The following is an 11,670-nucleotide window of genomic DNA, read 5'->3' on the forward strand; positions in this document are numbered from 1 at the left end:
ACGCAGCCGCAGGCAGACCCAGCAGACACTGCAGACCACACTCCCGCCGAACATCTACGGAGGCACCGTGACAGACAGCACCGCAGCCCGCATTCCCGCGGACACCCTGGACCCGAAGTTCCAGGAGTACGCGCGGCCGGACCGCATCGTGAGCACGCAGTGGGTGGCGGACAATCTGGACACCCCGGGCGTCGTCATCGTGGAAAGCGATGAGGACGTCCTCCTCTACGAAGCGGGCCACATCCCGGGTGCGGTGAAGATCGACTGGCACACGGAGCTCAACGACCCGGTGACCCGCGACTACGTCGACGGTGAGGGTTTCGCGCAGCTCATGAGCGCCAAGGGGATCTCCCGCGAGGACACGCTGGTGGTCTACGGCGACAAGTCGAACTGGTGGGCGGCCTACGCGATGTGGGTGTTCACCCTGTTCGGTCACGAGGACGTGCGCCTCATGGACGGTGGCCGTCAGAAGTGGGAGGCGGAGGGCCGCGAGTACACGCGTGAGAAGCCCACACCCACAGCGACGGACTACCCGGTCGTCTCACGCGACGACTCCCGCATCCGCGCGTTCCTGCCGGAGGTCCGCGACGCGATCGGAGAGATCCCGCTCATCGACGTGCGCAGCACGGAGGAGTTCACCGGGGAGCGCACTCACATGCCGGCGTACCCGGAGGAGGGCGCTCTGCGGGGCGGCCACATCCCCACCGCGCAGTCGGTGCCGTGGGCGAAGGCCGCGAACGACGACGGCACCTTCCGGTCCGCTGATGAGCTGAAGAAGCTGTATCTCGACGACCTGGGCCTGACGCCGGGCGGCGACATCATCGCGTACTGCCGGATCGGTGAGCGGTCGTCGCACACCTGGTTCGTGCTCGAGCACCTGCTGGGCTTCGACAGCGTGAAGAACTACGACGGGTCGTGGACGGAATGGGGCAACGTCGTGCGTGTCCCGATCGCCACCGGCACGGAACCGGGGGAGGCACCCAGCGCATGAGTGATGCTGTGAATGAGGACGCGCCGCTGCCCGGCGGTCTGCAGGAGATCGCGGACGATTTCGCGGCGGCTGCGGAGAACGAGCTGCTGGAGATCCTCCTGGAGTTCAGCGACGAGCTGCCGGAGCTGCCGGAGCGCTACGCGGATCATCCGGAGCTGCTGGAGCCGGTGCCGGAGTGCCAGTCGCCCATCTTCCTGGTCGTCGAAGTCGAACCGGACGCTGCGGATCTCAAGGCGGGGACGGTGCACCTGTTCTTCTCCGCACCGAAGGAGGCGCCCACCACCCGTGGGTTCGCCGGCATCCTCCAGGAGGGTCTGGACGGACGCACGGTGGGTGAGGTGCTCGCGGTGCCTGCGGACTTCCCGCTGCGGCTGTCGCTCACGAAGGCGGTGAGCCCCCTGCGTCTCAACGGGATGTCCGGGATGCTCGCCCGTATCCAGCGTCAGGTCGTCGAGAAGTCCGGCAGCCCGGCGTGAGTGACGACGCAGCGCAGAACGACGCTGTGCAGGGCGGGGCCGTCGATATCGACGGCCCCGCTGTCATGCGCATGCGGCGGCACGAACGGGATCACGACGTCCCGTGGGCGCTGCCGATCGTGGTCAGGCGGTCCAAGGCGGACATCGCCCGGCACGTGGACGTGCTGGAGACCGTCGCCGAGGCCGTCGCCGTCTTCCTCGACGACCCCCGCTCCCAGCCCGGCGGCTCCTGGTACGACGACGTGGAGTTTTGGCGGGATGGCGCCATCCGCAAGGTGGTGCGGCGGGGTGACGGCAAGCAGTTCGAAGACGCCGCAGTACTGGAGTGCGTGCACGTCGAACATCCGGGCCACGACGGTTTCGGCGATGCGGATGTGCTCGTGCTCCCGCCCGGCCCCGTCCAGCCGCTGCCGCGTGAGCTGAAGAAGCTCCAGGTGGGAGGGACGGAGTTCCCCTTGTCTGCGGACGGGGGTGACGGAGAGAGCTTCACCGTCGACCCGGTGGTCCGGATCGAGCTGTCACCTCACGTCGACTTGAGCACAGGGAAGGCGGCTGCTCAGTGCGGTCACGCGGCGCAGCTGGCGTACGAGCAGATGCCTCAAGAGAAGCGTGACACATGGCGGGAGGACGGATTCCGCGTGCGCGTCGAGACAGCAGCGAAGGATGCGTGGGACGGCGGCACAGCACCGGTCCAGGTCGTCGACGCAGGGTTCACGGAAGTCGATGGTCCGACTGAGACCGTGCGAGCGCGGTGGTGAGCTGCCACCGTGATCCGAAACTTCGTGGTGCAGACGCGGAGCTGCCAGGTGAGTGACCGCACCGCGGCTCGTTCTCTCAGGACTCGCGCCTTATGGGCCGCAGCCGTGAGTGTCATGCTCCTCCTCGTCACGGGGTGCACCGATCGGTCAGCGGATTCCGCAGGGACGCCCACGCCGGAGCCCACTCCGACGGTTTTCACACAAGACCTGGGCGCACATACGGAGCTGGCCGAGCCCGTGTCCGTCACGGTGGAAGCCGAGGAGACCGGAGCTGACGTCGTGCCCCAGAATGTGGGTCTCTCACTCGAGTCCACCGACCTTGCGGATCCCCGACTCGATCCTTCGGCTTCGACGTTCGCGCAACGGCTTGCGGAGCTCGGATCACCCGCGCTGAGGTTCGGCGGGAACCGGCTCGACCGCAACCTCTTCTGGACGTCGTCGGGAGAGCCGGCCCCACGCGGGGATTCTGTCGTCGTGGGCCCAGGTGACCTTGAGCGTCTCAAGAAGTTGACGGATGCTACCGGTGCCTCGGTGACACTCGGTCTGCCTCTGGGTGATTTCGACCCTGAACGGGCTGCGGACATGGCCGCCCATGCGCAGCGCATCCTGGGAGACGACCTCGTGGCGGTAGCCGTCGGAAACGAGCCCAACGGCTACACGGTCGACGGCGACCCCAACCGACGGCTTCGTGACGACGCATGGGACCCGCAGGCCTATACGGAGGAGCTGGAGGAATACGCGGCGGCGATCGATGAAGCGGCGCCGGGACTCCCGATCGCGGGACCGGACGCGTACGACGCCACATGGATGCGCGCGTTCGCAGACGCGGACGTGCCGAACCGCGCTGCGATCAGTCAGCACTGGTACCCGCTCTATGACTGCGAGTCACACGCCACCCCCGGGCGTGGACCGCGAGCACAGAACCTCGTGGAGCCGCTCGTGCGCGACAGCGCTGAAGAGATGATCGGTATCGGCTCTGACGCAGCGCGCGAATACGGGCTGCCCCTCTGGCTGGAGGAGACGGGTCCCACGAGCTGCCCTGGCACCAATGACACGTCCCGCACACAGGCGAAGTCCCTCTGGACTGTCGACTTCACGCTTCAGGCGGCGCAGCTGGGGGTGGAGCGTCTTGCAATGCACTCCATGCTGGGACCCTGCGAGGGCGGTGCTCCGATGTCTGTCGTCTGTGCGCAGGGCGAAGATTCGCCGGAGATCGTGGGGCGTGGCAATCATGCGGCGTTGCGTCTCGCCGCGATGAGTACGGAGGGTGCGTTCGTCCACACGGAGTCGTCATCGGACGGCCTCCGCGTCTATGCGGTCACTCAGGACGATGCAGATCGCCTGGTCGTGACCCTCGTGAACAGTGCGGACGCGGCGAGCATCGACGCCACGCCCCTCGAACTGCAGGTCCCGGACGGGTATTCCGCAGTGACTGCTGCACAGGTATCCGCTGAGACGCTCACCGACGTGAGCGAGCGCCGCTTCCAGCCGGAGACGCCGCTGCCGGACAAGCTTCCGCACTCGTCGGCGCGAACTGCACCTACTGGTGAGGATGAAGAGATCTCTTTCGACCTGGATGCGAGCTCCGCCACCGTTCTCGTCTTCGAGCGAGACGGAGCCGAGCGGGAGTGATCTCAGAAGGAGCCGGTGACGCTCCCTGGATAGGGCCCTCTGGGCCAGTCGTCAGGTCGCCTGATCACCAGGAGGCCTGATCATCAGGAGGCCTGATGGTCAGGGGGTGGCGGCTGGTACGGCGCGCCACGCACCGCGGGTGTCAACGATGACACCCTCTGTGAGCGTCGAGGGATCTGCGTTCTTGAAGATCGTATGATCGACCAATAGCAGGACGATGTCCGCTGCGCGCATCGCGTCTTCGAAGTGTGTGAGCCGGACATTTCCGTGGGCTGCGAGTACGTGCGGAAGCTCTTCGATGTGGGGTTCGACCGCCATGATGTCCCCTTCGGGGACGAGGCCGGCGAGCCGGTCCGCAATGAGCATGGCGGGGCTCTCCCGCAGATCGTCGATATCCGGCTTGAAAGCGAGGCCCAGTACCGCGATCCGTGGTTCCTTGTATCGGCGTGCACGTGGCACTACTTTGTCGAGCACGTACTGCGGCTTCGCATCGTTGATCTCTCGCGCGCTGCGGATCATGCGCGACGATTCGGGAGCTGCAGAGACGATGAACCACGGGTCGACGGCGATGCAATGACCACCCACGCCGGGGCCTGGCTGGAGGATGTTGACGCGAGGGTGGTGGTTGGACAGCTCGATGAGCTCCCAGACATCGACGTCGAGCTGATCGGCGATGACGGACAGCTCGTTCGCGAACGCGATGTTCACGTCGCGGTAGGCGTTCTCCGTGAGCTTCGCCAGTTCGGCGGTCCGAGCGTCGGTGAGCAGCATCTCGCCCTCGCAGAAGAGCTGGTACAGGTCACGCGCGCGCTCACCTGCGTCGCCGTTGAGCGAACCGATGATGCGGTCGTTCGTCCGCAGCTCGATGATGATCCGGCCCGGCAGGACTCTTTCGGGACAGTGGGCGAAGTAGACGGAGTTCGGCCTGCCGGGTTCGTCCGTGAGATCCGCGCGCTCATCGAGGACCGTGCGGGCGACCAGCTCGGTGGCTCCTGGGGGAGACGTCGACTCGAGGATGACGAGTTCGCCTCCTTCGAGGCGCGCGGCGATGTCGCGCGCCGCCGTCGTCACATGGGAGAGATCCGGCACGTGAGACTCCCCGAAGGGGGTCGGTACCGCGATGATGTAGGCGTCTGAGCGGGGGACGACCGTCGTAGCGACGAGTGTCCCCATGCTGACCGCACCCGCGAGCACCGTTCCGAGATCGGGTTCGACGAACGGCAGCTCACCGGCGTTGACGGCGTCGACGGTGCTCTGTTTGACGTCGACCCCGACGACTTTCGCGCCTGCGCTCGCGAGCACAGCGGCCGTCGGCAGGCCGATGTACCCCAGTCCGATCACCGCAACGGACGGCATCTGCAGTGGTGACATGGAAGGTGACTCCTCGTGCTGTGGTGCTGGTGCGTGGATCAGAAGAAGTGGTGCTCGGGAGCGAGTCCGTACCCGTGCACGACACCGGTGCCCAAGAGCTCCGATTCCTCGACACTCCACGTATGGGCGCCGGTCGCGGAACGCACCTGGACGAAGTTGAAGCGGTCGGACGAATAGAGTGTCGCTCCCGCAGCGACGGCTGCCCTCTGAAACGCAGAGTCCTCGCCCCGAGTGACGTCTTCGAAGCGGATCGACCGGAAGACGTCACGAGAGCCGACCATTGTGGGGCCCATGACGAAATCCGTGTACTTGTGTTCGCGCTCCGGGAAACGCAGGAGCACTGCGCCCGATGCCGTGAGGTGCATGTAGTGGGCCTGCTTCCCGACGATGTCCGTTCCCGCGTAGCGCAGGGCGGAGATCTGGTCGGCGAGGTACTGCGGCCCGTAGAGGTCATCGTCGTCGATCTTCGCGAGGACGTCTCCGTCGGCCGCGTCGATAGCGAGGTTGAGGCACGCGCCCAGAGACAGGGAGGAATCAGCTTCCAGGAGGACGACGTCCTCGACACCGGATCGGCGGGCGCGGTCGCGCAGCAGGTCCTGATCGACGGTGTGCCCGTGCGTGACGAGGACGAGCTGCAGGGGAACGGCGCGTTGCGAACCCACGGTCTCGAGCACGTGGTCGAGCTGCTGGGGGCGGTTGGTCGACACGATCGCAGAACAGCTGCGAATGGTCGGATCCCCGTGGGCGAGGCCAAGCGCGTCCATGACCTCCATCGCGCGATGCGTATAGGTGTGTTCGCGCCAGATCGTGCGCTGTGCCAGGTGGACTGATCGATCGCGAAGTTCCGGACTCCGCAGCAGGGCCCGGACGACGTCCGCCGTCTCCTGCCGAGTCGAGGGCTGGAAGACCTCGTCGGTACGGAAGAACCGGCGCGTCGCCTCGCTGGGAGCGCTCACGACAGGAGTACCGCTCGCACTGATCTCGAAGATCCTGCGCGCGCACATGCTGGGTGAATCGACGACGGAATTGACGTTGAGGAACGCCCCGAAGTCCTTGTAGGCAGTGGGCATGCGGTCGTAGGGGAGCGAACCGATGACGTGCGACGACAAATCATCGGGGAATTGATATCGAGCATCACCCCCGTGCTGTCGGGAGAAGACCACGAACCGATCACCGGTCTTCGCGGCGGCATCGGCAGCGCCTCCCAGCAGCCACTGCATCTGCTCCCTGCGTTCCGGGTACTTGTGTGCGAAGTACATGCCGGCGAACGCGACACCGGATTCGGTGCGAGGCCCGGAGCTGCGCGCAGGGTTGTGCACCGCGGGCTGTGCCGCGAATGACAGTGTCTTCACGCGGTCGTGCCCCAATGCCTTGCGGTATGAGTCGATGAGTCTGCTGTCGCTCGTGAACACCCAGTCGAACAGGCCTGCTGCCTCAAGGAAGTCATCGAAGTGCGGTGGATCCTCCTTGTTCCAGAAGACCGTCGGGATCCCCCGTGCACGGCACGTCGAGAGGAGCTCCTTCACGTCGTCCTTGACGCCGCTCTCACCGGTGAGCTGATAGGCCCACTGCCCTCCGTTGCCGTTCCACGCGGATTCGACGAAGACGAGGTCGAGGTCGTCGAGCTGCTCTCGCCACGCCGTCCGGGACAGTGGGATGGCATCCCATTCGTAGGTGAAGGCGAGGCGCGAGAAGTCGTCGAGGATCACACCGGCGCGGATGTTCGGGAACACTGGCGTGCGGTCACCGATCACCGGGGCCGGGTAGCGGGCGAGGAGAGGGCCGTCGACGACGGCCGGTGGATTCGATCGACCGACCCGCCTGCGCTGTCGCCACTGCTGGAGCTGCGCTGGTCCTCCGGTGCGAAGATGCCAGAAGCCGGTGCGGGCATCGCGCAGGAAGCGGCGCGCCAGAGTCACTGAGTCCCCAATCGAGTGCGGTGGAGCACGAGCGTCCAGAGAAGGCGCGCTCGAATGCCGGGTACGAGCTATATTTCAGATAACGAGAATACTTTAACTATACTCACACCGAACAGACAGTGAACGGCGGTCGCGCCGGCGGATGGAAGGTGTTCCCGTCACGGAGGACAACGAATCGGCGACGAGGGGGGCTGCGGCTCCCCACCGAACCGACCGCAGATCGAGCGGCGTTCTCCTAGGCGCACTGCTCCGTTCCTTCGGCATCGGGCTCGCATTCGCCGTCTGCCTGTGGATCGCGGCTCTCGTCCGCTATGACTTCTCACTGTCGGAGCCGAACTTCACCGGCATCGCAGTGTGTTCGCTGCTGGGTCTCATCGTGTGCGTCGGTATGGGGCCCCTCGTGGTGTACCGGGACCAGTTCTGGAGGGTGTCGGGGGACGAATTCATCGCGATCGGCGGAGTCTTCGCCGTCGTGAGCGGGCTCATCTATGCGGCGAACGCAGTGATCGCTCCACTCGTGCCGTTGAGTGTGCCGCTCACTGCCTCCGCGCTCGCAATCGTCGTGATCGGCATGGCGGCGTGGCTCCGCGGACGCATGCGCGCGCTGCGCCGAACGCAGAGAGGCCGGAGTAAACGCGCGCTCATCCTCGGCGCCGGGGCTCACGGCCTCACTGCTTTCCGCCTCATCACCGACGATCCTCAGGCCGAGCACGTAGCCGTCGGGTTCCTCGACGACGATCCGGAGAAGAACTTCCTGCGAGTGCAGGGGATTCGCGTGCTCGGACGCCTCGCCGACCTCGGCCGGGTCCTCGAGGAGCGACCTGTCGATGTCGTCCTCATCGCGATCCGCGAACTGTCACCCGCTGTCCTTGACACGGTGATCGATGTCACGCAAGAGGCCGGAGTCGAGATCAAGGTCCTTCCTGAGCTCGATGTCTACGACCTTCGGGAGCGAGGCGCATACGGAGGATCCACGATCGCGACCCGCCCCGCCTCCTTCCGCCCCATCGAGATCGACGACCTCATAGGGCGCCGGCCGATCTCGACGGACGTCGACGCCATCGCGGGATACCTGCGCGGCAAGACGATCCTCGTCACCGGTGCCGGGGGATCGATCGGCTCACACCTGTGCAAGCAGCTGGTGCGCTTCTCCCCGGGCCGCGTCGTGATGACGGACCGCGATGAGTCGGGCCTGCATTCGACGCAGCTCGTCCTCGAAGGTTCTGCGATGCTCACCAGTGAGAACCTCGTGCTCGGTGATCTGCGTGACGCGGGCTTCGTGCGTTCGCTCGTGGCGAGCGTGCAGCCGGACATCATCTTCCACGCGGCAGCGCTCAAACATCTGACGTTCCTTGAGCGCTTCCCCGACGAGGCGATCATGACGAACGTCGGTGCAAGCATGAGCCTGTTGGATGCTGCAGTCGAGAACCGGGTGCCGCAGTTCGTACACATCTCCACGGACAAAGCCGCAGACCCCACATCGGTTCTGGGCGCTTCGAAGTACACAACCGAACGTGCAGTGGCGGCAGTCGCCGCAGACACAGGCTTTGCGTACATGTCGGTGCGGTTCGGCAACGTTCTGGGTTCGCGCGGGTCGGTCCTCGGCACATTCGTCTCCCAGGCGCAGGCAGGAGGCCCCCTCACCATCACGGCGCCGGGGGTCAAACGGTTCTTCATGTCAGCGGACGAAGCATGCGAACTGGTGCTGCAGGCCGGCGCGATCGGGAATCCGGGCGAGACTCTCGTCCTCGACATGGGGGAACCCGTTGCGATCGAGGACCTCGCTCGTCGTGTGATCACGTTGAGCGGTCGGGACGACATCACGATCCGCTACACGGGATTGCGTGAGGGGGAGAAGCTCGAGGAGACCCGGCTTGCAGTCGGCGAACAGGACCAGCGGCCGAAGCACCACCTCATCTCCCAGGTGGCGGTCCCGCCCGCCTCCCTCGCGCAGGTTCGCGGCCTCATCGCGAGCGCCCGCATCTCCGGCCATAGACGCAATGACGAACTCACCAGCACTCTGAGGAAAGCAGTGCAAACAGCCCCTCCGGGGCTTGGACGGAACGCACTCACGAGGAGGAGTGGGGACGCCCCTGCGCGGCCGTCTTCGGCCCCCGCAACAGCGCCGCTCACACTCACGTCCATCCTCGGCGACTTCCACCCCGAAGGGCAGGAATGAATAGCGTGAGCCTCGTGGTCTCCTGTCTCTTCGCTGCGCTCGTGGCATACGGATCCACACGATTCGCGGTGATCCCGCTGCTGCAGCGCGGTGGTGTGCTGGACACACCCAGTGAACGCTCGTCGCACGAGAAGCCGGTCGCCCGCGGCGGAGGCATCGGAGTGCTCACGGGCCTGGTGGCGGGTCTGCTCACTGCCGTCGTCGCGTCCCAGCTGGTCGGGGCAGGTGACCGTTGGCCTGACGCAGGTGATGGGGTCCGCGTGATCCTTCCCGTCGCTGCGGCGTTCGTCTTCGGGATCGTGGGTTTCGTCGACGACCTCAACTCGCTGTCCGCGGTGAAGCGCCTCGTCGTCCAGGCAGTTCTGGCATCCGGGTTCGCGGCCGTGATCCTTCTCATCACCGATGGCGGGTTCCTGGCAGCGGCAGCGATCGTCGTGTGCATCGTCCTCGTCGTCAACGGGACGAACTTCATGGACGGCCTCAACACCCTCGTGACGATGTGGGGTGCGGCCACCGCAGTCTGGCTGGGAGTACTCAGCCTCCTCGTCGACGACATCGGCGCGGCTGCACCACTGTTCGTCTTCGGTGCGGCGCTCCTGGGATTCCTGCCTCTCAACATCGGCCCTGCGCGGTCCTTCCTGGGCGACGTCGGAAGCTATGCGATCGGTGGGCTCCTCGTGGTCGCGGTCTGGGTGCTCTGGAGTGCGGGAGTCCCCGCGACGGCGTTGCTGGCGCCCTTCATCGTGCCGCTCTCAGACGTGCTCCTGACCCTCGCTCGTCGAGCGTTCCGCGGTGAGAACATCTTCCTCGCTCACCGCAGCCACGTGTACCAGCGGCTGCACGCGACCGGTCTCACGCACGAGCGGGTGTCCGCGCTGCATCTCATGGCGTCCGTGCTGTGCATCGCGGGGGCGCTGCCCAGCCTCTTCGGCGTTGAACCGTCCGTGAGCCACGCGGTCGCTGTGAGCACGTGGACGTGTGTCCTCGCCGTGTATTTCATCCTGCCGTCCGTGATGAGCGAGAAGGCGCGGGCGACCACATGAGGATCCTTGTACTCACCCACTACTACGCCCCGGAGATAGGCGCTCCCCAGCGGCGGTGGAGAACACTCGTCGGTGCGTTCGCTGATGCCGGACACGATGTCGCGGTCTGCGCTCCCGTCCCGCATTATCCCTACCGCAAGCGGGGCGAATTGGGGATCAGACGACCGGCAGTCTGGCGGTGGAGCGACGGAGCGTTCGGCGAGAGGATCCTCCGGGTGCCATATCTGCGATCATCCGGCAGCGTGCCGGGACAACTGGTGGATCAAACAGTGTCCTCTGCGTTCATGGTGGGGGCCGCTGCGGCGATGCGACGCGCTCGTCCAGATGTCATCGTCGCCACGACACCGGGGCTTCCGATGCCCTTCACCGCGGCATCCGTCGCGGGACTCCTGCGCGTACCACTTGTCACCGAGATCCGGGACGTGTGGCCAGATCTCATCGCGGACACCGCGCTCGTGGAGCGCGGGACGCGAGGGATGCTCCCGTCGGCCGTCTCACGAACGCTCGAGACCCGTGTCCTGCCGGCGCTCTTCAACGGAGCACTCCGGCGGTCGGACGCCCTGGTCGCGACGACCGAGTCCTTTGCTGACCAGTTGCGTGAGCGCGCTATGCCGCCCGTGACCGTAGTACGCAACACGAGCGACGCACCGCGTCTCACTCCTCGCCGGACGCAACGACGGCAGCATGGCGACCTTCACGTTCTCTACGTCGGAACGGTGGGGCGTTCACAAGGACTCGAGACCGCGATCCGTGCGGTCGCGGATGTTCCCGGTGTGCGATTGCGCGTGGTGGGTGCGGGAGCGCACTGGCACGATCTGCGCGAACTCGCGTTGGGTCTCACCGACCGCGTCGAGTTCTATCCGCAGACGACGGGCATTGCGCTCGAAGACCATTGGGAGTGGGCACATACAGGTCTTGTGAGTCTTGCCGATGTCCCGTCCTTCACTCTCACGATCCCCTCGAAGCTGGTCTCCATCATGGCCCGCAGGGTGCATGTCTCCGGTGTGATTGCAGGCGAAGCCGCACAGATCGTTCACGACGCACAGGCCGGCGCGGTGTCTGCACCCGGCGACATCGATGACATCCGGCGCATGTTCGTGGAATTGCGGGACGACCCGGAATCGACGGCAGTCGGTGAGCGCCCCGTGGAATGGTTGAGAACTCACGCCTCGCCGCAGTCTGCGGCCCGAACGTACCTGCGATTGCTTCAGGACGTGACGTCGTGAGGGCGCCGATTCTGCTGCGTCAGGCATCCGCGCTGTTGCGAGTGGTCGCAGGACACGTTTCGGACGACCCCGTGC

The 11,670-nt window shown here is 65.9% G+C and carries 9 protein-coding genes; 7 read left to right on the forward strand and 2 right to left on the reverse strand.

All coding sequences use genetic code 11. The features are described from left to right. Window positions 1-67: 67 nt before the first annotated feature. From JFC09_RS04540 to JFC09_RS04555, 4 genes are all read left to right on the forward strand, one after another. On the forward strand, window positions 68-991 hold the full coding sequence (locus JFC09_RS04540; protein WP_198392834.1) for a sulfurtransferase: 924 nt from the start codon (window positions 68-70) through the stop codon (window positions 989-991). Further along, window positions 988-1,467 carry a SufE family protein gene (locus tag JFC09_RS04545; RefSeq protein WP_198392835.1) on the forward strand — a complete coding sequence of 160 codons (480 nt, stop codon included), beginning with the start codon at window positions 988-990 and terminating at the stop codon, window positions 1,465-1,467. The genes JFC09_RS04540 and JFC09_RS04545 overlap by 4 nt, the downstream gene beginning before the upstream one ends. Next, window positions 1,464-2,225 carry a peptidyl-tRNA hydrolase gene (locus tag JFC09_RS04550; RefSeq protein WP_332839650.1) on the forward strand — a complete coding sequence of 254 codons (762 nt, stop codon included), beginning with the start codon at window positions 1,464-1,466 and terminating at the stop codon, window positions 2,223-2,225. The genes JFC09_RS04545 and JFC09_RS04550 overlap by 4 nt, the downstream gene beginning before the upstream one ends. Window positions 2,226-2,339: 114 nt before the next feature. Continuing rightward, complete coding sequence (locus tag JFC09_RS04555) at window positions 2,340-3,857, forward strand: glycoside hydrolase 5 family protein (RefSeq protein WP_232483242.1); 1,518 nt, start codon at window positions 2,340-2,342, stop codon at window positions 3,855-3,857. Between the two features lie 99 nt (window positions 3,858-3,956). Here the strand turns inward: JFC09_RS04555 and wecC are convergent, their stop codons facing one another. Together wecC and JFC09_RS04565 are read right to left on the reverse strand one after the other, a co-directional pair. After that, entirely contained in the window at window positions 3,957-5,228 is a 1,272-nt protein-coding gene (wecC, locus tag JFC09_RS04560) for a UDP-N-acetyl-D-mannosamine dehydrogenase (protein WP_198392836.1), read from the reverse strand. 38 nt (window positions 5,229-5,266) lie between these two features. After that, window positions 5,267-7,147, reverse strand: a complete 1,881-nt coding sequence (locus tag JFC09_RS04565; RefSeq protein ID WP_332839651.1) for a glycosyltransferase family protein — start codon at window positions 7,145-7,147, stop codon at window positions 5,267-5,269. A 142-nt stretch (window positions 7,148-7,289) separates the two neighbouring features. Here JFC09_RS04565 and JFC09_RS04570 point away from each other — a divergent pair, with 142 nt between their 5' ends. The 3 genes from JFC09_RS04570 to JFC09_RS04580 are packed head-to-tail and all read left to right on the forward strand — an operon-like array spanning window position 7,290 to window position 11,595. Further along, on the forward strand, window positions 7,290-9,326 hold the full coding sequence (locus JFC09_RS04570; RefSeq protein WP_198392837.1) for a polysaccharide biosynthesis protein: 2,037 nt from the start codon (window positions 7,290-7,292) through the stop codon (window positions 9,324-9,326). Window positions 9,327-9,331: 5 nt separating this feature from the next. After that, window positions 9,332-10,369 carry an MraY family glycosyltransferase gene (locus tag JFC09_RS04575; protein ID WP_198392838.1) on the forward strand — a complete coding sequence of 346 codons (1,038 nt, stop codon included), beginning with the start codon at window positions 9,332-9,334 and terminating at the stop codon, window positions 10,367-10,369. Further along, entirely contained in the window at window positions 10,366-11,595 is a 1,230-nt protein-coding gene (locus JFC09_RS04580; RefSeq protein WP_198392839.1) for a glycosyltransferase family 4 protein, read from the forward strand. Before JFC09_RS04575 ends, JFC09_RS04580 begins: the two co-directional genes overlap by 4 nt. Window positions 11,596-11,670 lie beyond the last annotated feature (75 nt).

The organism is Brevibacterium yomogidense (assembly GCF_016107685.1).
Lineage (GTDB): Bacteria > Actinomycetota > Actinomycetes > Actinomycetales > Brevibacteriaceae > Brevibacterium > Brevibacterium yomogidense.

Coding starts and splice junctions, on each gene's coding strand:
- JFC09_RS04570 (WP_198392837.1), top strand. CDS start 7,290: ATGGAAGGTGTTCCCGTCACGGAGGACAACGAATCGGCGACGAGGGGG.
- JFC09_RS04555 (WP_232483242.1), top strand. CDS start 2,340: ATGCTCCTCCTCGTCACGGGGTGCACCGATCGGTCAGCGGATTCCGCA.
- wecC (WP_198392836.1), bottom strand. CDS start 5,228: ATGTCACCACTGCAGATGCCGTCCGTTGCGGTGATCGGACTGGGGTAC.
- JFC09_RS04545 (WP_198392835.1), top strand. CDS start 988: ATGAGTGATGCTGTGAATGAGGACGCGCCGCTGCCCGGCGGTCTGCAG.
- JFC09_RS04580 (WP_198392839.1), top strand. CDS start 10,366: ATGAGGATCCTTGTACTCACCCACTACTACGCCCCGGAGATAGGCGCT.